Origin of the sequence: Donghicola mangrovi, assembly GCF_013377535.1 — a bacterium.
Classification (GTDB): domain Bacteria; phylum Pseudomonadota; class Alphaproteobacteria; order Rhodobacterales; family Rhodobacteraceae; genus Donghicola; species Donghicola mangrovi.
In genome coordinates, this window is record NZ_JABCJE010000006.1 from 1 (window position 1) to 21,083 (window position 21,083).

Annotated in this window: 20 protein-coding genes; 11 read left to right on the forward strand and 9 right to left on the reverse strand. The window is 59.9% G+C overall.

Annotated features, from left to right (window positions below; genetic code table 11):
- On the reverse strand, positions 1-1,610 hold a 1,610-nt coding region (locus tag HJ536_RS21220; protein WP_338082437.1), incomplete at its 3' end, for a DUF7507 domain-containing protein.
- Positions 1,611-2,022: 412 nt separating this feature from the next.
- Here HJ536_RS21220 and repA point away from each other — a divergent pair.
- The 5 genes from repA (at position 2,023) to HJ536_RS13140 (ending at position 10,644) form a co-directional block, all read left to right on the forward strand.
- Positions 2,023-3,210, forward strand: a complete 1,188-nt coding sequence (gene repA, locus HJ536_RS13120) for a plasmid partitioning protein RepA (RefSeq protein ID WP_177158045.1) — start codon at positions 2,023-2,025, stop codon at positions 3,208-3,210.
- The gene (repB, locus tag HJ536_RS13125) at positions 3,207-4,181 is read left to right on the forward strand and encodes a plasmid partitioning protein RepB (RefSeq protein WP_177158046.1); all 975 of its coding nucleotides are present in this window, start codon (positions 3,207-3,209) and stop codon (positions 4,179-4,181) included. Before repA ends, repB begins: the two co-directional genes overlap by 4 nt.
- Positions 4,182-4,369: 188 nt before the next feature.
- Positions 4,370-5,578, forward strand: a complete 1,209-nt coding sequence (gene repC, locus HJ536_RS13130) for a plasmid replication protein RepC (protein WP_177158047.1) — start codon at positions 4,370-4,372, stop codon at positions 5,576-5,578.
- Positions 5,579-5,698: 120 nt separating this feature from the next.
- Positions 5,699-6,925, forward strand: coding sequence for an exonuclease SbcCD subunit D (locus HJ536_RS13135; RefSeq protein WP_177158048.1), 1,227 nt, complete (start codon positions 5,699-5,701; stop codon positions 6,923-6,925).
- Positions 6,922-10,644, forward strand: coding sequence for an AAA family ATPase (locus tag HJ536_RS13140; protein WP_177158049.1), 3,723 nt, complete (start codon positions 6,922-6,924; stop codon positions 10,642-10,644). Before HJ536_RS13135 ends, HJ536_RS13140 begins: the two co-directional genes overlap by 4 nt.
- 24 nt (positions 10,645-10,668) lie before the next feature.
- On the opposite strand, the gene HJ536_RS13145 is transcribed toward HJ536_RS13140, so the two are convergent.
- Positions 10,669-11,154, reverse strand: a complete 486-nt coding sequence (locus tag HJ536_RS13145; RefSeq protein ID WP_177158050.1) for a CYTH domain-containing protein — start codon at positions 11,152-11,154, stop codon at positions 10,669-10,671.
- 206 nt (positions 11,155-11,360) lie between these two features.
- On the opposite strand from HJ536_RS13145, the gene HJ536_RS13150 reads away from it, so the two are divergent.
- On the forward strand, positions 11,361-11,744 hold the full coding sequence (locus HJ536_RS13150) for a response regulator (protein ID WP_177158051.1): 384 nt from the start codon (positions 11,361-11,363) through the stop codon (positions 11,742-11,744).
- A gap of 257 nt (positions 11,745-12,001) precedes the next feature.
- Here the strand turns inward: HJ536_RS13150 and HJ536_RS13155 are convergent, their stop codons facing one another.
- From HJ536_RS13155 to HJ536_RS13170, 4 genes are all read right to left on the reverse strand, one after another.
- Positions 12,002-12,541 carry a DoxX family protein gene (locus HJ536_RS13155; protein WP_177158052.1) on the reverse strand — a complete coding sequence of 180 codons (540 nt, stop codon included), beginning with the start codon at positions 12,539-12,541 and terminating at the stop codon, positions 12,002-12,004.
- Positions 12,529-13,254 (reverse strand): HvfC/BufC N-terminal domain-containing protein, encoded by a 726-nt coding sequence (locus tag HJ536_RS13160; protein ID WP_177158053.1) that lies wholly within the window; start codon positions 13,252-13,254, stop codon positions 12,529-12,531. Before HJ536_RS13160 ends, HJ536_RS13155 begins: the two co-directional genes overlap by 13 nt.
- Positions 13,251-14,084, reverse strand: coding sequence for an MNIO family bufferin maturase (gene bufB, locus HJ536_RS13165; RefSeq protein ID WP_177158054.1), 834 nt, complete (start codon positions 14,082-14,084; stop codon positions 13,251-13,253). Before bufB ends, HJ536_RS13160 begins: the two co-directional genes overlap by 4 nt.
- A 64-nt stretch (positions 14,085-14,148) precedes the next feature.
- Positions 14,149-14,454 (reverse strand): BufA1 family periplasmic bufferin-type metallophore, encoded by a 306-nt coding sequence (locus HJ536_RS13170; RefSeq protein ID WP_177158055.1) that lies wholly within the window; start codon positions 14,452-14,454, stop codon positions 14,149-14,151.
- Between the two features lie 154 nt (positions 14,455-14,608).
- Here HJ536_RS13170 and HJ536_RS13175 point away from each other — a divergent pair, with 154 nt between their 5' ends.
- The 3 genes from HJ536_RS13175 to HJ536_RS13185 all read left to right on the forward strand — a co-directional run bounded on the left by HJ536_RS13175 (position 14,609) and on the right by HJ536_RS13185 (position 16,699).
- The gene (locus HJ536_RS13175) at positions 14,609-15,160 is read left to right on the forward strand and encodes a sigma-70 family RNA polymerase sigma factor (RefSeq protein WP_177158056.1); all 552 of its coding nucleotides are present in this window, start codon (positions 14,609-14,611) and stop codon (positions 15,158-15,160) included.
- On the forward strand, positions 15,142-15,741 hold the full coding sequence (locus HJ536_RS13180) for an NrsF family protein (RefSeq protein ID WP_177158057.1): 600 nt from the start codon (positions 15,142-15,144) through the stop codon (positions 15,739-15,741). The genes HJ536_RS13175 and HJ536_RS13180 overlap by 19 nt, the downstream gene beginning before the upstream one ends.
- Positions 15,742-15,826: 85 nt before the next feature.
- Positions 15,827-16,699, forward strand: a complete 873-nt coding sequence (locus HJ536_RS13185; RefSeq protein ID WP_177158058.1) for a CheR family methyltransferase — start codon at positions 15,827-15,829, stop codon at positions 16,697-16,699.
- 6 nt (positions 16,700-16,705) lie between these two features.
- On the opposite strand, the gene HJ536_RS13190 is transcribed toward HJ536_RS13185, so the two are convergent.
- Complete coding sequence (locus HJ536_RS13190) at positions 16,706-17,734, reverse strand: AbrB family transcriptional regulator (RefSeq protein WP_177158059.1); 1,029 nt, start codon at positions 17,732-17,734, stop codon at positions 16,706-16,708.
- An 81-nt stretch (positions 17,735-17,815) separates the two neighbouring features.
- Here HJ536_RS13190 and HJ536_RS13195 point away from each other — a divergent pair, with 81 nt between their 5' ends.
- The gene (locus HJ536_RS13195) at positions 17,816-18,490 is read left to right on the forward strand and encodes a GntR family transcriptional regulator (RefSeq protein WP_177158060.1); all 675 of its coding nucleotides are present in this window, start codon (positions 17,816-17,818) and stop codon (positions 18,488-18,490) included.
- Between the two features lie 41 nt (positions 18,491-18,531).
- Here HJ536_RS13195 and HJ536_RS13200 read toward each other — a convergent pair whose 3' ends face one another.
- Positions 18,532-19,179, reverse strand: coding sequence for a TetR/AcrR family transcriptional regulator (locus HJ536_RS13200; protein WP_177158061.1), 648 nt, complete (start codon positions 19,177-19,179; stop codon positions 18,532-18,534).
- A gap of 91 nt (positions 19,180-19,270) precedes the next feature.
- Here HJ536_RS13200 and HJ536_RS13205 point away from each other — a divergent pair, with 91 nt between their 5' ends.
- A complete protein-coding gene (locus HJ536_RS13205) occupies positions 19,271-20,548 on the forward strand; it encodes a prolyl oligopeptidase family serine peptidase (protein ID WP_177158062.1) in 1,278 nt (425 codons plus the stop codon).
- 61 nt (positions 20,549-20,609) lie between these two features.
- On the opposite strand, the gene HJ536_RS13210 is transcribed toward HJ536_RS13205, so the two are convergent.
- Positions 20,610-20,819 carry a hypothetical protein gene (locus HJ536_RS13210; protein ID WP_177158063.1) on the reverse strand — a complete coding sequence of 70 codons (210 nt, stop codon included), beginning with the start codon at positions 20,817-20,819 and terminating at the stop codon, positions 20,610-20,612.
- Positions 20,820-21,083: the final 264 nt, after the last annotated feature.

A 21,083-nucleotide genomic window follows, 5' to 3' on the forward strand; every position in this document is an offset into this window, starting at 1 on the left:
GCCGAGAGGGTCGCGGTCAGGGCGGTGCTGTCGGCGCGCTGGAAGTCATCGCTCAGGGTCAGGCCGGTCAGGGTGGTGTTGCCCGCGTTCTCGGCGGTGATGGTGTAGGTCAGCGTATCGCCAAGGCTCACCACGCCGTCACTGTCCGCGTCCGTGTGGGCGACGGTCTTGGTGACGGTCAGCGCGGGGGCGCGGGTCAGGGCGCGGGTCGTCGGGGTGCCGTTGCCGTTGCCGGTCGTCTGGTTGCCCGAGGACGAGCTTTCCACTTCAAAGACGCTGGTGGGGTCGTTATCGACGCTCAGAGCCTCGACGGTTGCGAGGTTGCTGATGGTGCCGCTGTCCAGATCGGCCTGCGAGAGGGTGTAGGAAACGGTGAAGGTCAGCGTATCGCCAACCTCGAGGAGCGCGCCATCGGTCGTGCTGGCTCCGCTGCCGGATTTGACGGGGGTTCCCAAAGCCAATGATTGGTTGGTGTTCGCGCCGTTCGTTAACGTATCGCTCCAGCTCAGATCATAAAGGGACACGTTGCCAGAGTTGGTCACGGCCACTTCGTAGATCAGAATGTCGCCGGCCTCGGCGCCGTCATCCAGTGCGCTGGCGTCGACAGATTTCGTCACCTGCATTTTGGGCAGAGGAGTGACGCCGTCGGTGATGGTCACTTCGTCTGTGGTGGAATCCTCGAGCAACCAGCCCGCTTGGTTATAGATCATCGCCGAGACATCATAGGTCTCGCCCGGGGTCAGATCGTTGCCGGTGGGGATCTCAATGCTCCAACTGCCGCTGTTGCCATCGTCAGAGGGCTCGGTGACTCCGTTGCTGGCGGTGTAGACCTGACCGTTGATCAGGATCACCAGATATTCACCGGTGCGCAGGGTCACGGTGCCAGAGACGATCGGTGTCGTGTCAGAGGTCGTCTGGGAATTGACGCTGACAGGGCCAACGGGGCGCTGGTTCTCTGCGGTTGCCAGATAGGCGTTCAGGGCGTCCAGAATGCCCGAGCCATCGGCGGAACCGCCCACATCCTCGCCAGTGTCGATCCCGCGGGGGGCGCTGGTCAGCGGTTTGATGTCGGCCAGCCCGATGCCGAATTTGCTAACGCCAAAGTTTGAATCCGCCGAGATATAGTAAACGCTTTCCCCGCCCACGGTAGTGTAGACATCGCTGGCCGGAACCAGATCCAGAACATCCTGCATCTGGATGCCCGCAGGCAAAGTGCTGCCGGTCGGCATGGTCAGGGCTAACGGCGAAATATCCGAATTCGGCAAGAAGCCGAACAGCATTAGGCTGCCCTGTTCCTTGAGCTGCCAACCGATCCGGCCTGCGATGTCATAGACCGCGTTCCCGCGGCGCAGACGCAGGGTGCCCGCAACGTCGTTCCCTTGGGCGCCAGAGCCGATGAAAAGGCCGGTCGCGCTGACCTGACTAAAGAAGGTTGCATCGAACCCCAAATCGGCAAACGTGACGACCGTGTCCGCGTCCTGATTGTTTGACCCGCGCAAGCCGACAAACCCTTCGTTGAAGGGGACGGTAATCACTTCGGCAAGGGCGCTCGTCGCGCCGAACAAAGTCAGAGCAGCTGCGGCAATGGCCGCCTTCAGAATTTTTTTCACGGGGGGTCTCGGGCTGAAACTAAATCAATGCTTCACTCGTATTCGGTTTATAGCATCATTCAGAGCTACGCGCAGGGAGTGCGCGGGCAGCAATTAGATGGCGCGGGTATACTCGTGATGGAATGGGCAGCCTTTGGCGCGTGCAGCATGACGATTTCGCGTGATCGAAAGGTTGGTTTGGGCCGCTGATTGTGGTTCTGCGGGTGGCCAAAGCACGCGATCGGTTCGCGTTGAAACCGCTCTGAACCTGTGGAAAAGTCACTAAGTTCCTTAGATTTCAAACCCTCTGCCGTAGGGGGGTACGGACCCTATTCGTAGAAAGTGCTTGCAAGAATCTGGTCATCTGTGGATATTCACGGAAAAAGACGACTAAACGACTATTTCCGTGACCACGGTACGGCGGAGCAGGCCAATGAACAAAAACATGGTTCAGGAAGATCTGAACACCGTTATCCGCGAGCATTCCGAATGGCTTGCCACCCAGTTGCATGCGCAACGCGAGAGCCTGTTTCCACCGGATTCCCAGAAAGAAATGCGCAAATTCACCAGTGGTGAGGCCGCAAGCCTGCTGGGAGTGAACGATTCCTATCTTCGTAAACTGAGCCTTGATGGCAAGGGGCCTAACCCCGAGGTGACCAAGGGGAACCGCCGTCTTTATTCGGTTTACGATATCCATGACCTGCGAATCCTGCTCGAGAAAACCGCCCGAAAACCGGGGGATTACCTGCCCGGTCGCCGCGAGGGCGATCATTTGCAGGTTATCGGGGTCATGAACTTCAAGGGCGGGTCGGGGAAAACCACGACATCTGCCCATTTGGCGCAGCGTTTGGCGCTGACCGGTTATCGCGTGCTGGCCATCGACCTTGACCCTCAGGCGTCGTTAACCGCGCTGCACGGGGTTCAGCCCGAATACGATCTGGAAAACGGCGGGACGCTCTATGATGCGATCCGCTACGAGGACCCCGAGCCGATCACCAATGTGATCCGCAAAACCTATATTCCGGGGCTGGATCTGATCCCTGGAAACCTTGAACTGATGGAGTTCGAGCACGACACGCCCCGTGCCTTGGCACAAGGGAATGCGGGTCTGTTCTTTTTCCGTGTGCGCGAGGCGCTGGATCAGGTCGAGCAGGATTATGACGTGGTGGTCATCGACTGTCCGCCGCAGCTGGGGTTCCTGACCATGTCCGCGCTTTCGGCCTCGACCGGTGTGTTGGTGACGATCCACCCTGAAATGCTGGACGTGATGTCCATGAGCCAGTTCCTGCGGATGACCGCGGACCTGATGGATGTGATCGCTGAATCCGGTGCAGACATGAAGCATGACTGGATGCGCTATGTCCTGACCCGTTTCGAGCCGACGGATGCGCCCCAGAACCGGATTAGTGCCTTCTTGCGGACCATGTACGGGGATCGGGTGCTGAACGCGCCGATGCTGAAGTCTACCGCGATTTCCGATGCGGGTCTGACGAAGCAGACCCTGTATGAGGTCGAGCGCAACGCCTTTACCCGCACGACGTACGACCGCGCGCTGGAAAGCGTGAACGCGGTGAACGACGAGATTGCCGTTCTGATCCAGCAGCATTGGGGTCGGCTATGACGGACAACAAGAAAAAGCGCCTGTCCATGCTGGACAACCTCGCGCGGGCGGGGGCCTCCATGCCTGCGGGCGGGGCCAGCATGATGAACACCAACCGCGCCCTGCGGTCGGCCCGTGATGCGGTGGATGGTCATCGCATCTGGGATCTGGACCCCAGCACGGTGCGCGATGAACGCTTTGCGGACCGGTTGGACCCTGCCGATGTAGCCGACCTGCGGGAATCCATCGAAGCGAACGGCCAGACCGTGCCAATTCTGGTGCGGCGTGACCCCGAGAATTCTGAAACCTACCTGCTGATTTACGGTCGCCGCCGCCTTGAGGCGGTGCGCAGCAGCGAGAGCGTCACCAAGGTTCGCGCGATGATCGCGAATATGGATGATGACGCGGCCGTTCGCGCTCAGGTTGTTGAAAACACCGGGCGCCGCGATCTGAGTTTCATCGAGCGCGCCTTGTTTGCGCAGCAGTTGATGGACGCGGAGTTCGGCTCTCAGGCCCAAGTGGCCGAGGTGCTGAACGTGACCAAGTCGGCGATCTCGATGGCGCTGTCCGTGGCGCGATCGGTCGGGCTGGAACTGGCGCAGGCGATCGGCCCGGCCCACGGCATCGGCCGCCCCCGGTGGGAGGCACTGGCCCGTGATCTGGACGCGGCCTCCCTGCCCCGTGAAGAATTGGCAGAGCTGGCCTTGGCGGTCCGCTCGCGCGAAATCGAAGAAGGCGCGGACCCCTCGGTTCTGGCGTTCGATGCAGTGGCCAAGCGTGTGCGCAAGGTCCTGAGCGTTCCCAGCGCCAAGCCCGCGACGGCGGCGCAGATTATTCAGGCGGATGGACGTGCGCTGGCACGTCTGGCCCGCACCAAAACCGGCGTGAAACTGGATTTTTCCGCCGAAGATCAAGCATTTGTGGACTGGCTAGAAGAACAAGCACCCGCCGTCCTCACAGAGCTTCACGCCCGCTGGAAACAGCAGGGCTGAAGAAAACGAGCAGTAGAAACACAGGAAACAGGAGGCACGATCCGGTAAAAGAAAAGGTCCCGCAAAGCATTCACCTCACGAGACCCTAACTTTGATCTTAGCACCTTCAAGGTAATGGTCCAATGCGCTCACCGCAAGTCGTTTTTGATTCGCGGACCGGTATTTCTTTGCCTTCGTGATGAAAAAATATGGGTTATTCCCCCGTCACGCCCTTCAGGCGCGCGGTTGATGCCGTGCACCTTGAGAATGTGCGCGTGCTGGACGCCCCGCGACCCGCGCATTCGGTGAACAAGTGGGAGGCCTTGCGAGAGCTGGCCACTGCACGAACCAGCTATGGCCTGTCCGATCGGGACATGACGGTGCTTCAGGCGCTGATCTCGTTCTATCCGGCGACCGATCTGGAAGGGGCCGAGATGATCGTCTACCCGTCCAACGCCGCGATCTGTGACCGCCTGAACGGGATGCCCTGTTCGACGATGCGCCGGCATATGGCTCATCTGGTCCATGCGGGGATCGTGGTGCGCCGCGACAGCCCTAACGGCAAACGCTATGTCCGGCGGGCAGGCGGGGATCAGACGGCCTATGGGTTCGATCTGTCTCCCTTGGCGATCCGCTTTGCCGAGTTCTGTGAACGGGCCGAACTGATCCGTGCCGATATCGAAGCACAAAGCCGCCTGAGAGAGACCGTAAGCCTGATGCGCCGTGATCTGGCGGGGCTGGTCGCCTACGGCCGCGAGAGCCGCCCTGATTTGGGTCTCTGGGATCAACTGGGGGATCTGGCCATTCTGGCAGCACGGGCCCTGCGCCGTAAGCTTGGCATCGAGGATCTGCGCGCAATGTTCGGCGAACTGAAGACGGCTTTGGACATGGTGCGTACCGTTTTTGATCCTGTTGTTTCAGAAGATATGAGCACCAATAATGCTGAATCTGAGCAGCATTATCAGAATTCAAATACACAAAGTCATGATTTTGAACTTCGCGAAGAAACTGCGAAAGCGGCGGGTGTGGTTCAGACCCTTTCGGCCCAAGAGCCTGTGGAAGCCGAAATCGTGCCCTCGACGGAAGAAGCCCCCCTGCCCCGCGTTCCGCTGGGATTGGTTCTTGCGTCTTGTACCGAAATTCACAGCTATGCGGATGGCCCGATCCGGCACTGGCATGATTTCGTCCGGGTTGTTGCTGGCGTCAGGCCGATGATGGGGATTTCCCCGTCGGCCTGGGAGGACGCGAAATCCGTTATGGGCCCAGAGGAAGCCGCGATTGTGCTGGCGGCGATGCTCGAACGCTTTGCCGAGATCAAATCACCGGGTGGCTATTTGCGCAGCCTGACCAACAAAGCGGCCAGAGGCGAATTCTCGTCCGGGCCAATGGTGATGGCGTTGATGCGGCGGGCGGCATGAGGCCCCCTGCCCTACCGGGGTCACATCCGTGCGCTGGCAGCGCAGGCGGGTTAAGGTATCTGCAACCCGTTCATGGGCTCTGATATAGCAGCGGAAAAGAACAGGCATCGAAGCAGCAAGATGAAGATCCTTCACACGGCCGATTGGCACCTTGGACAGACCCTGAACGGTTGGAGCAGAGAGGCAGAGCACGCCCTTTGGTTCGAGCATTTGCGCGATGTTCTGGTCGAGGAAAAGGTCGACGCCATGATAGTGGCGGGTGACATCTACGATGGAATTAACCCTTCCGGTGACACCCAGAGGTTGCTGTACCAGAGCCTGCGAAGCATCAAATCCGCCTGCCCTGCCCTGCGCATTGTGATGACCTCCGGGAACCATGATCCGGTGGCTAGGCTAGAAGCTCCTGCCGCTATTTTGGAAGAGCTCGACGTGCACGTGATCGCGACCGTTCGGCGCAAAAACGGTAAGGTTGACGGTGCGGCCCACATGATCCCGCTTTTGGACAGTACCGGCCAGGTGCGTGCCTATGCCTGCGCGATCCCGTTTCTGCGGAGCGCGGATTTGCCGGGCTTGTCCTTTGACGAAACCCATGACGGCTCGCCTATTGTCGAGGCCGCGCGTCGGTTTCACGCTGATCTGGCCGCGCAAGCTGTGAAAATTGCGAGCGGCCTGCCGATCATTGCCGTTGGCCATTTGCACTGCCACGGAGCGACCGAAAGCGATGGTGTGGAACGGCGCATCCTGATCGGCGGCGAACACGCGATCCCCGAGGATGTTTTTCCCCAAGCCTTCGATTACGTGGCTCTCGGGCATTTGCACCGTCCGCAAAATCTGGATCACGGCCGCATCCGATATTCCGGGTCCCCCTTCCCTCTTTCTGCGTCAGAAGCCGGTTATGAGCATGGGGTGACAATTCTGGAGGTGATGCCAGAGGGGCTGGATATTCGCCACCGTCCCCTACCCCGACCCGCCGAAATGTTACGCTTTCCTGCGGTCGGAGCGATGGAGATCGAAAAGTTCACAGCTGTGATCAAGGATTTCACAGTGCCAGAGGATTTACCCAGTTCTCTCTATCCCTTGGTCTACGTTGAGATAGAGGCTACCGGCCCCGCCGCCCCGTTGATGGAACAGGCCCAGAAATTACTGGCATCGGCCCCTGTTAGAACGGCTGGTATCCGCATTCTCAGAGCGGTCGAAACAGTGGACGCCCCTGCCCCAATGTTAACCCTGTCCGAAACCGATCCGGAAGCCCTGTTCCGTAGCAGCTTCGAAACCGTGAATGGCACGTCCCCATCCATCGAACATATCGCCGCCTTCCGAGAAGCCATGACCGGAGAAGACCCATGAAAATCCTGTCCATCTCTGGCGCCAATCTGGCGAGCCTTTCAGAACCGTTCACCATTGATCTATTGGCGGAACCACTGCGTTCGGCCGGTCTATTTGCGATAACGGGCGAAACGGGCGCTGGAAAATCGACTCTTCTGGATGCGATGTGTCTGGCACTTTATGGTGAGTGCCCTCGCCTTTCGTCCTCCGGCGTTAACGATGATTTGCCCGAGGTTGACCAGACCATCAAATCCAGCGACGCCCGTTCGATCCTGCGTCGCGGTGCGGCCTCCGGCTGGTGCGAGGTTTGCTTCGAAGGAACGGACGGCCTGACCTATGCCTCCCGGTTCGAGGTGCGCCGGGCCCGTTCCAAGTCAGATGGCAGACTTCAGGCCCCTTCCCGCAGCCTTCGTCGCATTAACGATGGCCAAGTTATCGAGACACAGATCACAGCTGTGAACTCTCGGGTCGTTGAATTGACTGGCTTGGCCTATGACGAATTCCGTCGAACGGTGCTCTTGGCGCAAGGTGATTTCGATGCGTTTCTCCGGGCGAATGGGACGGAACGTGCCGCCTTGTTGGAGAAGGTCACCGGGACAGAAATCTACCGTCAGGTTTCGCAGCGAATATTTACGATGAAGGATGCGGCCCATCAGAAGCTGGACACGTTAACCCTTCGGCGGGATGCCGCAGATGTTTTGCCAGATGATCAGCGATCGGACCTGCTTCAGGAACGAGAAACTCTGCAGCAGGATTTAATGTCGCTGTCGGCCCAGTTAGCTGATTTTAGTCGTGACCTTAACGCACATGAACGGTTTGCGACGGCTCACGGCAGACTGGCGGATGCCGCTGTTGCCGAGCAAAAGGCCAGAACAGATCACCAGAATTCTGAACCAGATCGGAGCGTTTTATCGCGAATGTACCGAGCGGCGGATCTACGTAGCGAAGTGACAGCGCACAAATCCTCAGTTCTAATGGTCCAGCGCCAGCGTGACGAGCGCGCATTGATCGAAGACTCGATTTCGGTGTTTGAAGCCGAGGTTGCTGCGGCGGAAACGAAGCAGACTGACGCCAAGAACGCGCATCTTCAAATCGAGGATATTTTCAAATCCTTTGGCCTAGAGTGGTCGAAGGCAGAGGCTTTGGACGCGAATATTCTGACGGCCAGAAGTGAAAGGACTTCAGCGGAAGCCACTTGTGCGTCTGCTGCTGAGGCATTGAAAGAGTCAGAGGGTGCATTGATCGCGTTGCAAGCTGAATGCAGATTGCAAGAAGAGGCGCTTTCTGCGGCGAATGTCGAGTTGGAGGCCATGCCGTCGATGGAGGCATTGGCCGCGCGTCAAGATGATGTCCAAAACTGGGTGCAAGAGCGTGAAGCTGCAGTTCGCTTGGTTCGTGACGCGGTGATTGGTCTGGATCAGAGTGCGGCGTCGCGAGAGGCTGCGGAAAATAGCCTGCGGGTTTTGTCTGAAGCTATCGAGGAAGATAAGCGCGAATTTTCCATCGTTCAGGAGGCACTATCTGTTCAAGAGGCAGAACTTTCTAAGATCGAGAAACGCAAGCCGTCCGAGCAATCTGAGCGGTTAAGAAAACGCCAGTCGGCGATTGAGGCTCTTCTAAATCTCGCTCAGGTCCACGAGACAGCGTTGGAGAAGCGTGGCCGCGAAACTTCGACTCTTGAGGCGGCAAACATCCAAGTTGCCAACGCCGAAACAGAATTGACGCGATTGGAAGCGCGCATTCTGGGTCAAGAGGCAACGGTGCGGGCGCTACTTGCGCCGCTGGATCGGGCGGAGGCGGCGGTATCTGCTGTCGCAAATCAGCTGCGTAGTCATTTGGAAGACGGGGAGCCATGTCCCGTTTGCGGTGCGGTGGAACATCCCTTGGTTGAGGACAGTGCTTTGGCGTTTCAGGCGCAAGCCCTTCGAACAGAGGTCGAAAATGCGAGAACGGCGCTCTCCACATCTCGTACGGAGCACGCTGCGACCTTGCGCCGTTTAGATGCGGCAAGGTTGGAAGCAAATAGGGCGACCTTGGAGATCACGGAACTTGATGGGCGACTTGCAAGGAGTGTTGCTGATTACGCGCTTGCTTCCGAGCGGGCATCCGAGGCGGGTATCACTCGGGTGCCTGCGTGCACCCTTGAGACGGTCAGAGAGTTGCAGCAGCTATCCGAAAAGTATGAGATCGAATTGGCGGAGGTTTCAGCGGCGCTCGTCGAGCAAACCCGATTGCGTGAACAGATCACCAGCCAGCGACAGCAACTTGACCAGATTTCACAACGGATGGGGTCTGCTCAGGACGCGCGAGAGAAGGCTATTGCAGACCAGAACGCGGCGAGCCTGTCGGTTCAGCGGACTGAGGCTCAGGTCGCTGCAGGGCGGGCAGAGAAGAGCCGCTTGGATCGGGTGCTGGAGCAACCGCTTGGCGCAATAGGGAGTTTGGTCGAAGAGCTTGATCGCGACCCGGATGGTGTTGCGCAAAAGATGGACGCTGCTGTGGCCAAGTGGGAAAACCTGAAATCCCAAGCGGAAGAGGCCGGTCGCCAGATGCAGTTTTTGGCGCCTCGTATCGCGCAGTGCGAGGCCAAGGGGCAGGGGGGCGCTGCAGGGCTCCAAGACGCGCAGAAACGTTTGTCAGATCGTAATGAAGCACTTGCGCGGATGGTTGAGGAACGGTCCGCGCTTTTGGGTGGCGAGGCCACTGGGGCACATCGGACACGCCACAACGACATGCGCAGGCAGTGCGCGGATGCGTTGAGTGCGGCTCAGGAGGCTTTGGCGCAGAAAAAGGCCGAATTTTCAGCCGCATCGGCGAAATTAGATAGTATTAACAATGCTTTGAATGCATCCGTCACTGCTGAACATGAAGTTAAGCTGGCGCTAGAGGCAGCTTTGGCCACTGCTGGCCTGACTTTGGAAGAAGCGACAGAGCTTTTGGCCCAATCTGCGCAGATCGAACCGCTCGAGACGCGGTTGAAAGCTGTAGATGACGCGCTGGCTGCGGCCGTTGCCAACTTGGAGGCGCGCAAGGCAGACCTGAAGCAAATCGAAGAGCAGGGCATTCCTGAAACACCTGCCGCGCAATTGCTGGACCAGAAGCAAGCCTGCGAAGCGCAGCAGGCAACGCTTTTGAAGCGGGACGGGGAGATCACTGGCCTCTTGGCGAGCGATGATAAACGACGCGATGCACTGCGGTCCTTGAATGACCAGATCACAGAGGCGCAAAAGCAGGCGGATGTCTGGACCGCAGTGAATGCTGCGGTCGGGTCGCGGAACGGGGACAAGTTCGCTCGGATCGCGCAGTCGGTCACGCTGGGGCTTTTGGTTGAGCGGGCGAACCACCATCTGGCTGATCTGAAACCGCGCTATCGGTTGATGATCGGAGGCGGTGAACTTGGCTTGCACATCGTTGATCGGGACATGGCCGATGAGGTGCGTTCGACGCGATCCCTTTCTGGCGGCGAAAGGTTTCTGGTGTCGCTCGCGTTGGCACTGGCTCTGTCGGGGATGGGGCAACATGGCGGCCTCGCCGCGACCTTGTTTATCGATGAGGGGTTCGGATCTTTGGACGCGGAAAGTCTGGATGTTGCGATGGACGCGCTCGAGGCGTTGCAGGCCCAAGGCCGGACCATCGGCGTCATCTCTCATGTGGAGGCGATGAAGGACCGTATTCCGGTTCAGGTGCGCGTGACCCGCCGCGGGGCTGGGGCAAGCACGGTTGAGTTGATCGGGGGATAAGGGGCGGGCGTCGTTAGGACGCTCTTAACCCATCCGCAGATAGGGTAGGCCGTGGAGCGCAAGGGCCTTGTTCTTGAAACCCTTCTCGGTGGTGACGTCCGTCCCGAACCAGCTGGGGGCGGCGAAATTGTTCGCCTCCGCGGGGGAGGGGAATTCGACCTCGGCCAGCATCAGCGGCGTCAGGGTGCCGCCAAAGACGTCCAGTTCGACGGTGCGGCCATCGGGCAGGGCGCCGGTATAGCGGGTCTTTTCGACCTGCCGCCCCTTGGTGGTGGGCCAAAGGGTTTCGAATTGCTCGGCGGAGATCGGGGTCTCGTGCTCGGCCCGGGTCAGGGTACCGCCCGATTTGACGGTGATGAAATAGGCCGATCCCTTTTGGCGCAGGCGCACTTCGGTGCTGTCCTCGGGGCCAGTGATATAGCCTTGCCTGATCTCTTCGGCATGGAAGCCGTCCAGAGGGGGGCAGTTGCGGATCAGGAATTTCCGTTCAATTTCGGTCGGTTCAGACATCAGCCGTCAATCCTTTGGACAGGATTATCATGCAACGCCAGATAATTCACTGCAACCGCGCTTTTCGGACTGGTTGCATGGAACAGGGGCCAAAACCCAAAGGTGCCTTCTGTAGGACAGTGGATGAATAATTTTTCCGCCAGGTCAGGAACTTTCCTGCAAGCATGGAGTTCCATCAGGTAACGTAGGTCAAATCGAGGCGTGAATTGCCACAGTCAAATGGGTTAAAGGTTCTGGTAGTCGAGGACGAAGCGATCGTTGCTATGGACCTTGCCGATATGCTGGCGGACTGGGGGCACTCGGTCGTCGGGCCTGCGAACCGTGCTGCCGCGGGTCGAAAACTGGCCGCGACCCAAGAAATCGATTTTGCCATTCTGGATGTGAATTTGGGCGGAGGCGAGACCTCGCAGCAAATCGCCCAAACCCTGCGCGAACGGGCGATACCCTTTGTCTTCTTGTCGGCCTATAGCGCGAGCTCGATCGAATACCGCATCGACGAAACCGTTATGAACAAGCCCCTGATCCCTCACGTGCTGGAAAATCATCTGAACCAACAGCTCGCTGCACGGGGCGTCGCTCACGGGGAATAACAGCCTCTTCGGGTATGGGTTTTGCGAAATCTACGGAAATACTCTCCTTTGGGGCTAGTTCCGAAGATTTCTTCGCTAAAAGATAGTTTGCATTTTGCGAATATGTTGTGTCATCGTGATCTTACGGGTCGCCCCCTGACACTCTGGACCCGGGTTAAGAAATTGCGGCGTAGACAGTTTTCTTTTCTCCCTTCCTCCCCCGACTGCTCTACGCCGCGATTTCCAAAACTTTCTGAACATTGATATTTTCGGGTGCGCTAGGCCTCGGTGCTACGCCGTTGCAGATAGCTGTCCGCAGACAGGAACCCGCCGCCGCTGAGGAACAGCGACGCCAGCAGAAACAGCCAGAACAGGCGTTGATCCGCGATCACAGCATCGGGGTGACGGTCAAAGAGCGCGCCGATGGTGCTGGCATCCACAGCATGACCAAAGATGTCCGTCAGGGTCAGAACCACGATGAAGCCGATCATCCCTAGGGCAGACAGGCGGGTAAAGAGGCCGACGATGACCAGAGCGGGCAGCGCGAATTCCGCCACCGTACCCGCCAGAATGACTACATGCGCTAGGACGCCCAAACCAGACGGATCATATCCGGCGGCCTCGAACTGGCGCGGGAAGATTTGCGCATAGGCGTTCACGGACAATGCGAAACCGTCGATCTTGGTCAGGGCTGATTGCCAGAAATACCCCGCCAATGTGGCGGCAAAGGCCAGTCGGGCGATCAGGCCTTGCAGGGCAAAAGCATGGGGCATCGGTGCGGTTTGCAGGCCGATCAGGCGCGAAATCAGGTGGGGCATGGGAAAACCTTCGGGTTGGCCAGCGCACCAGCGCCGAGCAGGCAGGTCAGGATGTGGGCGGGGTTCACGTCTCCCAATGCCTCGCCCAAGGGAACGCCATTCGCCAAAGCAAAAAGCGTGCTTGCCGTACCAGCGGGGGCAGGGTGGACCTGAACCGCCATCGCGGGGCGGGTGATCAGGACTTCGGGCGGGGTCTCGCGGGCCAAGTCCGGTACGCCGATGCACTGGGCCCAAACGGCCAAAGCTGGCTGCACGGTGCGCAGCGCACGGGCTGCGGGATGCGGCTGCACACAAAGCGTCACCAGCGCGTCAGGGGCCAGTCGGGCCAACTGCTCTCCGGTCAACGGGGGGGCATCCGCTGCGTGATAGGCCTCTCGCCTAGCTTGCTCAATCGCGGCAACCTCAGGCAAATAGGGCAGGGCGGCGACGGGGGCGAACCCACGCAGCCAATTGGGAAAAGCCGCCCCGTAGAACGCCATAACCGGTGTCTGCGGGGGATGGGCGCGGACAAATTCGCCCCCCATCGCGGCAAAGAACTCTGGCCCCACTAGTTGCGCGATGGCGGGAAAGGCGGCCTGCAACGCCTCGGTCAACGAGACCACCACGTTGTTGCGGTAGACATTGAAACGGGTTGCGGCCTCGGTCACGCGGATCTGGGGCGGGGGCGGCAGATCGGGGATCAGGACCGCTTGAATAAAGGTGCCTTGGGTCATGCGGCCAGCCTTTGACGCAAGATGCGGTCGGCGCGGGCGGCTTCGGCTTCTAGGGTCGCGAAATCGGGGACGTCGTTGTCCCATTCGATCAGGCTGGGGCGCGGGCCGGTGCGGGCGATGGTGCGCTCGTAAAGAGCCCAGACCGGATCAGCAACATGCGCGCCGTGGCTGTCGATCAGCAGGGGGGCGCCGTCCGGCGTGGTCTGCTCTTCGTGTCCGGCCAGATGGATTTCCCCGACCAGTTCCAGCGGATAGGCATCCAGATAGGCGGTCGCGGACATTCCCAGATTAACCGCCGAAATGAAGACGTTGTTGATGTCCAAAAGCAGCCCGCAGCCCGTGCGGCGCGCGACTTCGGTCAGGAAATCGGTCTCGGACAGGGTGCTTTCGGCAAAGGCCAGATAGCTGGACGGGTTCTCCAGCAGCATCTGGCGGCCGAGGTATTGCTGAACCGTCTCCACATGGGCGCAAACGGTGGCAAGGGTGCTTTGGGTATAGGGCAGGGGCAGCAGATCGTTGAAATAGGCACCGCCGTGGGACGACCACGCCAGATGCTCGGAAAATTGGGCGGGGTTCAGCCATTCCATCAGGTCGCGCAGGCGCTTCAGGTGGGCAGGGTCCAAGGGGCCTTCGCCGCCGATCGACAAGCCCACACCATGGGCCGAAATCGGGAACTGCTCGGACAGCGCGGCCAGCATGGCGCGGCGGGGGCCGCCTTCGAACATGTAGTTCTCGGCGTGGATCTCGAGCCATCCCACGGGGCCATCGGTGGTCAGGTCTTCGTAGTGCTGCGGTTTAAAGCCGATACCGGCCGATGCGGGCAGAGCCATGGGAACCTCCTGTCAGACAAAAAGTGGCGCGGCAGGATGGGGTCACCTGCCGCGCCGTACTGGATCAGCTCTGGGGCAGGTCGCGATCCAGCGCGGTCAGCGAACCCATACGGGCGCTGCCGTCCTTCATCGCGGGCAGTTCGATCGTGGTGCAGGTGCCTGCGGGAACCAGCGACCAGGCGTTGCCCTGATAATCGACCTTCGAGGTGCCCGCGCAGGTGGTGCCGGGGCCGGCCGCGCAGCCGTTTTCGCCGGCCAGAGCGACGCCAAAGCATTTCTCCTGCGCTTCGGCATGGGCGGGGGCCATCATCGAGAACAGGCTTGCAGCTACGGCACCGGCCAGGGCGAAGGATTTGGTATGTGCGGTCATTTGGAAAACTCCGATTTGAATAAGCAGACCACGGTGTCTGCATCGGGGTATTCGGGAGGGGGCCGTGTTTGTTACGCCGGTCGCGATTGTGTGAAAGTCGGAAATATTTTCGGGGCCGTGTAACAGATGTCACCTTGCGCCAGTATACAGGGGCATGACAGCGACAGATGCCGAAATCGAAGACCTGATGCGGCAGGCGCTTGCGGGGGACCGCAAGGCCTATGCCCGATGCCTTGCGCTTTTGGCGCCGCGGATGCGCGCTATGGCCAATCGTGATTTGCCTGCCTCGCGCCACTTGGTCGAGGACGTGGTCCAAGAGGCCCTTCTGGCCATACACCTCAAGCGCGGCAGTTGGGACCCGGAGCGGCCCCTTTTGCCTTGGGTGCGGATCATCGTCCGGCACAAAGCCATCGACGCCTTGCGCGCCACTACCAAGGGCAAGCACGAGCCGATCGAGGATCACACAGACCTCGGCGCCCCCGAAGTGGACCCCTTGGCGGGCCTGCACTTAGAGCAGGCGTTGGCGCGCCTTCCTGAACGGGATGCGGCGCTGGTGCGGGGCCATGCGGTGGATGGTGTAGATGCGGAAACCCTGTCGCAACGGTTCGGCCTGAACGGAGTGGCTCTGCGGGTTGCTTTGCACCGCGCGCTACGCAAACTGGCCGACGCAGCGAGAAAGGAAGAGGAATGGACACCGATGAACTGATCGCCGCACTGGCGGCTGATGATACTCCGGCGACGCCTCCGCATCTGGTGCGGCGGATGCTGGCGGGGGCTGTGGTTTCGGCGGTGCTCATGGCGGCGTTCTGGGGCATCAGACCGGATTGGATCGCCGCCGTGCAAACCGCGCCGGTGTTGGTCAAACAGACCTTGCCCGCCGTGATCGGCCTTTTTGCCATTTTCATGCTGGCCAAAGGCCCCGAGGGGCGGCGTTCCCTGTGGGTGTTCGGCGCGATTGCAGCTGCGGCGGCCTTGGCTTGGGGGGCCGCGATGTTGGCGGGCGGCGACATGATGGGCACCAGCGTTTCGGCCTGTCTGGCCTCGATCCCCGCTTTGGCGATCCCGATGGGTGTGCCGCTGTTTCTGGGCCTACGCCACCGGATCGAACCCCGCCCCGCCCGCACCGGTACCATCGCAGGTATTCTGGCGGGGGCTGCCTCGGCCACCATTTACGCCATCCACTGCGACGAAGACAGCGCAGCGTTTTTCCTGCTCTGGTACGGCGTTGCCATCGCGGCCTGCGGGCTGGCAGGGCGACTTGCTGGCGGGCGCTGGCTGGGGGTTTGACGCAGGGTCACTAAAAAAGTGCGGGGGCAGTTCATCCGTTTTTGGATTTGCAACGTAAAGCTCGTGATCACCCGCACGAGGACCCATGATGAACGCACTAACGACAGAGTTCGACTACGCTCGGCCAGTTAATGCATCGCGGACGCTGCTGTCCGCTTTCCGCACCCGTCTGTCGGATTTCGCCGGGATCGAGGTCAAGTCTAACCGCGACGCGATGGTGTGCCACCGACTGGCATCGCGCGTTGCGGCGACGGGTCTGCAATCGCTTGACCAATATTTGAAACTCATCCTGTCTGAACCGCTGTGGGCCGCTGAATTCCGCAACGCGGTCGAGATGATGACGACCAACACCACCTTCTTCTTCCGCGAGGCCGCGCATTTCGACTTTCTGGCGAACACCATCGTTCCCGAACTGGCCCAAGAGGCCGGCCTGAACGATTTCCGCCTGAAACTCTGGAGTGCTGCCGCCTCCGAAGGGGCCGAGGCCTATACCGCCGCGATGGTTCTGTCCGAACTGCAGGCGCGTTTTCCGCGGATGGAGTACTCGATCATCGGAACCGATCTGTCCGAGGCGATGGTCCACAAGGCGCGTCTGGCCATCTATCGCAAGACCCGGACCAACGAGATCCCGACCGCCCTGCGGCGCAAATACCTGCTTCAGGGGCTCGACCCCGAGGTGGCCGATCAGGTCCGTTTCAGCCCCGAAATCCGCCGTCACGTCCGTTTTGCGCAGATGAACCTAATGGACCGGCACTATCCCATCGTGGGCGGCGTTGACGTGGCATTCCTGCGCAACGTGCTGATTTACTTCAGCCCCGAGGACCAGAGCGCCGTGATTGACCGCGTGGTGTCCCGTGTCCGCAGCGGGGGCTATCTGATCGTCGGCATGTCTGAATCCATGACCGTCAATCACCCCGATCTGGTGCAGGTTGAGCCAAGCATCTTTCGCAAACTCTAAGCGGCTTTACCCTTTGGACCACTTGCGCAGGGCTGTCCCGATCAACGGCGCACCGGTGATCACCAGAATGATCCGCAGCAAATGGTGGGTGACTACAAACCCCAGATCAGCGCCGGACACGATCGCCAGAACGGTCATCTCGGCCTGACCCCCGGGGGCAAAGGCCAACAGCGCCTCGACCGGTTGACCCCACCCGTTGCGGGACACAATCTGGGCAAAGATTTCCGACAGCACCGCCAGCAGCCCCACATAGGCCACCCCCGCCGCCACGAACTTGCGCAGCTCGGCAAAGGTGACGCCGACGAATTGAACTCCGATCCCGGTTCCGATCAGGAACTGCGCGCACAGGATCGCCTCGCGCGGGGGGCGCACGTGGATGAAACCGGACAAAGACAGCGCCGCCGTCACAATCATCGGCCCAAGGATCGAGGCTCCGAACAGGCCAATCCGCTCGGCCCCTTTCCACCCGATTATCGCGGCCAGCACCATCAGAACCAGCTCTTGCCATGGAACATCCGACGCGGGCAGGCCCACCGGATTGTGCAGGCTGGCTCCGTAAAAGTGGGTCAGCAGCACCGGCGCAACGGTCACAATAATCAGAACCCGCGTCGCATGGACCAGCGACAGTGCCCGCGGATCTCCCCCCGCCTCGGTCCCGAAAATGACCATATCCTGCAAACCGCCGGGCATTGCTGCGTAATAGGCCGTGGGCAGGTCGAACTTCCACACGCGATAGAAAAACGGCACTCCGACCAGCCCGATCAGCGCGATAAACAGCGGGATCAGCGCCACCGACGCCATCATCCCCGGAATTTGGCCGAACAGCGCCGGCGTGATCGAGGCCCCGACCGCGACCCCCAGAATGGTCCGCGCCCCGACAGAAATCTGTCCGAACCCGCGCAGTGTCACACCTGCCAGCGCCGCCCCAAGGCAGGCGAACATCGGCCCGAACAGAAACGGCAGCGGCAGTCCAAAGGTCAGAAAAACAGAGGCTCCAATGGCTGCAATCGCGACAGTAACGGCCTGCTGTTTCATCGGGGTTACTCCAAACACCATTCGTTGACCGGCAACGAATCCCTATGTATACACCTGGATACATAAATTGGGTAAACAGATATGACAATGCAGGATGACGCCTCTTTTTCCGACGCCCCCCAAGGCAACGTCGCCTATCAGCACCTGATTGATGATCTGCGGGCGGGCCGTCTGACCGCGGGGGACCGTCTACGCGAAACCGAACTGGCCGAACGCTTCGGCGTCAGCCGCACCCCGATCCGAGAAGCGATCCGTCAGCTTGAGGCGGACGGCATTGTCACCCATCTGCCCCGTCAGGGGGCAACGATCCGGTCTCTGGAATATGTCGAGGTCATGGACCTCTACGAAATGCGCGCTGTCCTCGAAGGGACCGCAGCGCGGCTCGCGGCGCGGGCGGCTTCGGATATCGAGATCGACGAACTCTGCGCCATGAACGAAGAATTGGCCGCCGCTGGCGCCACCCCCGAAGCCTTCCGTCTGAACCGCCAGTTCCACATCGCGCTAACCAACGCGGCCAAGAACCGCTTTCTGGCGAAATCCACTCAGACCCTGCAGAAAACCCTTCTAATCATGGGCCCCACGACGCTGATCCAACCCGAACGGGCCATCGGCGCGGTGCAGGAGCACATCCGCGTACTGGACGCAATCCGCGCCCGCGACGGTGCCAAAGCCGAACAAGAGATGCGCAAACACATCGAGGTCGCGCAGCGCGTCCGAATGCGCCAACTTCGCCTCCAAGAACGCAGCGAAGACTAGCTGTTTTCTTCTTTGAAAAAACACTCAAACCCGCGCGCGGCTCAGGTCCGGAGACCCCGTAGAACAATGGCAATCCGGTCCAAGATTTCCTCGGCCTGCGCGGTGCGGTTTACTTTGCCCTGACGTTTGCGCCGTGGCAGCAACGCCCCGAACACCACGTCCATCAAGAGCCCCGCCACCATCGGCAGATCATTTCGCGGCAGCACGCCCTTGGTCATCTGTTCATCCAGCCACTCCATCAGCGCCTCCCGTGACCGTATGATGCCGGTGTCGTAAAGCATCGCGTTCAGTTCGGGAAAGACCAAACTTTCGCGCGAAATCAGGTTCAGCAAAGCATCCCGTTCGTCCGCAGATTGGTCGTCCAGATCCAGCCGGAAAATGCTGCGCAAAACGTCCATCAGGGGCAGGGCCTCATCCTTGGGACGGGGCAGCTTCAGGATCAAATCCCGACGCGACAGAACAACCGCGCTGAACAAGGCCGTCTTGTCATCGAACAGCGCATAGAGGTCGCGCTTGGACATCCCCCCTTGGCGCGCGATGTCCGCCATGGTCGACCGCCCGAACCCTTTTTCAATGAACACAGCCATCGCAGCGGTCAGAATGCGGTCCCGCCGCTGGTCCGCGCTGATCGCTTTCGGACGGCCACGCGCCGTGGTCGAGCCATCTTTTTCTGTGGGGTCGGTTGACATGGATCAGGGCCCTCCCATTTAAGGAACCATATCAGTACCATTAATGCAGACTCAAGGGCGATTGCGCCCCTCGGTCAAAGGAGACAGGCAAATGATCACCCGCCGCACATTCATTCTTGGCCTCACAACGCTTGGGGCGCTCGCGTCCATATCGGCCCCCGTTTTCGCAGCGGCCGGTCAGGTGCAGTCGGCCACCGCCATCACTCAGGTCTTCGGGGACGGTCAGAGGTTTGTCGCAGTCGCGCTGACCTATGATGCCGACATCGCTGCCGCCGATCTGGACGCGGCGGCTTTCGCGGTCGAGGGACGCACCATCGTTGACGTATATCCCGCGACCTCGACCAATCCGGCGGATCGCGCGGACACTGGCCGCTATGTGATTGTCGCGCTGTCCCCTGACGATGCGGATGCCACCCTTGCCATCCAGCCCGAACGCCAAGAGATGTCAGGGCGCGGCCCGGGCGGTATGGGGAAAATCGGCACCCGCTCGATCACCGATGTCACTTGGGCCACGCCCGAGGCCACAGTCACCACCCCCGATGGCCAATCCGTCGCCACCAGCGCCGTCCGCAACCTGATTGTCGAGGATTTCCAGCAGCTTGTCTGGCAGGACCCCGAGACCGGCGACACGCTGCCCTATAACCTGTTCGTTCCGCGGGATTATGACCCTGCGAAATCCTATCCGCTGGTGAACTTCATGCACGATGCGGGCGCGTCCAGCGACAACACGCTGCACACATTGCTTCAGGGACTTGGCGCGATCTGTTGGGCCTCGCCCGAGGATCAGGCCAAGCGGCCCTGTTTCGTGCTGGCCCCCCAGTTTTCCGAGATCGTGACGGATGACACCTCCGAAGCGTCCAGCATGTTGGACACCACGATCAACCTGATCCGCCATCTGACCCAGACCTACAGCATCGACCCCGCGCGCCTTTATACCACAGGGCAGTCGGGCGGCGGGATGCTGTCGATCGCGATGAACATCAAGCATCCCGACTTCTTCGCAACCACTTTCCTAGTCGCGTGCCAATGGGATGCGGCCAAGGTCGCCCCGATGGCGGGGAACCGTCTGTTCATTCTGGTCAGTCAGGACGACGCTAAGGCCTTTCCGGGCCAGAACGCCATCACCGAGGCTTTGACAGCGCAGGGAACCCCCGTAGCCCGCGCTGTCTGGGACGCCCGTTGGAGCGCCGAACAGTTCCGTTTTGCCTTTGACGATCTGGATGCCGAGGGCGCAAGGGTCAACTACGTGACCTTTGACGCAGGCACCGTGATCCCCGAAGGGCAAACCCCCAACCCGGGGACAGGACACATTAACACATGGCACTACGCCTATGCGATCGAGCCGATCCGCGAATGGGTTCTAAGGTAGGACGTCACCCGTCTCGCACCCTTTGAAATATGTCGGGTGGATGCGGGCGAAAGAGGTGGCCTTAGGCCGGAACGACTGCAAGGGCGTTTTGCATCGCCTTTGCTCTTTGATGCAAAATGTCAGCCGCCAAATTCGCTTCGGCAGTGACGGCATTTCGAAAGATTTTCGAAGTGCTGTTACACTTGTTCGAAAATGCAACAATACCTTCCAGTGTTGCATCGCTGAACTTGTCTAGTGGAGATAGCTTTATCTCCGAGAGTAGCAATTTCATTTTTTCCGCCGTTTCGAGTTAGTAAGAAGATATTAGAGAAGGCCGTTTCTTTTCCAAATACAGCCTCCCGAACGTATTGCAGATATCCGAAGATAATTTCGTTTTTTGTAATAAATTTCAGATCTTTGACCGAGTGGTCTAATTCTCGCAAACAAAACCTTGCAAATATTGAATGCCATTAAGCGACATAGTTTTTGTCGCTTTTAGTCTATTTTCGGGCAAGGAAGGCACCTGAACGACACCACGACTCACGTAACGTCAAGC

What these genes read in the sequence shown, in the direction of transcription:
- repA (WP_177158045.1), top strand. Translation starts at nt 2,023, where the DNA reads ATGAACAAAAACATGGTTCAGGAAGATCTGAACACCGTTATCCGCGAG.
- repB (WP_177158046.1), top strand. Translation starts at nt 3,207, where the DNA reads ATGACGGACAACAAGAAAAAGCGCCTGTCCATGCTGGACAACCTCGCG.
- repC (WP_177158047.1), top strand. Translation starts at nt 4,370, where the DNA reads ATGGGTTATTCCCCCGTCACGCCCTTCAGGCGCGCGGTTGATGCCGTG.
- HJ536_RS13135 (WP_177158048.1), top strand. Translation starts at nt 5,699, where the DNA reads ATGAAGATCCTTCACACGGCCGATTGGCACCTTGGACAGACCCTGAAC.
- HJ536_RS13140 (WP_177158049.1), top strand. Translation starts at nt 6,922, where the DNA reads ATGAAAATCCTGTCCATCTCTGGCGCCAATCTGGCGAGCCTTTCAGAA.
- HJ536_RS13145 (WP_177158050.1), bottom strand. Translation starts at nt 11,154, where the DNA reads ATGTCTGAACCGACCGAAATTGAACGGAAATTCCTGATCCGCAACTGC.
- HJ536_RS13155 (WP_177158052.1), bottom strand. Translation starts at nt 12,541, where the DNA reads ATGCCCCACCTGATTTCGCGCCTGATCGGCCTGCAAACCGCACCGATG.
- HJ536_RS13160 (WP_177158053.1), bottom strand. Translation starts at nt 13,254, where the DNA reads ATGACCCAAGGCACCTTTATTCAAGCGGTCCTGATCCCCGATCTGCCG.
- bufB (WP_177158054.1), bottom strand. Translation starts at nt 14,084, where the DNA reads ATGGCTCTGCCCGCATCGGCCGGTATCGGCTTTAAACCGCAGCACTAC.
- HJ536_RS13170 (WP_177158055.1), bottom strand. Translation starts at nt 14,454, where the DNA reads ATGACCGCACATACCAAATCCTTCGCCCTGGCCGGTGCCGTAGCTGCA.
- HJ536_RS13175 (WP_177158056.1), top strand. Translation starts at nt 14,609, where the DNA reads ATGACAGCGACAGATGCCGAAATCGAAGACCTGATGCGGCAGGCGCTT.
- HJ536_RS13180 (WP_177158057.1), top strand. Translation starts at nt 15,142, where the DNA reads ATGGACACCGATGAACTGATCGCCGCACTGGCGGCTGATGATACTCCG.
- HJ536_RS13185 (WP_177158058.1), top strand. Translation starts at nt 15,827, where the DNA reads ATGATGAACGCACTAACGACAGAGTTCGACTACGCTCGGCCAGTTAAT.
- HJ536_RS13190 (WP_177158059.1), bottom strand. Translation starts at nt 17,734, where the DNA reads ATGAAACAGCAGGCCGTTACTGTCGCGATTGCAGCCATTGGAGCCTCT.
- HJ536_RS13195 (WP_177158060.1), top strand. Translation starts at nt 17,816, where the DNA reads ATGACAATGCAGGATGACGCCTCTTTTTCCGACGCCCCCCAAGGCAAC.
- HJ536_RS13200 (WP_177158061.1), bottom strand. Translation starts at nt 19,179, where the DNA reads ATGTCAACCGACCCCACAGAAAAAGATGGCTCGACCACGGCGCGTGGC.
- HJ536_RS13205 (WP_177158062.1), top strand. Translation starts at nt 19,271, where the DNA reads ATGATCACCCGCCGCACATTCATTCTTGGCCTCACAACGCTTGGGGCG.
- HJ536_RS13210 (WP_177158063.1), bottom strand. Translation starts at nt 20,819, where the DNA reads ATGAAATTGCTACTCTCGGAGATAAAGCTATCTCCACTAGACAAGTTC.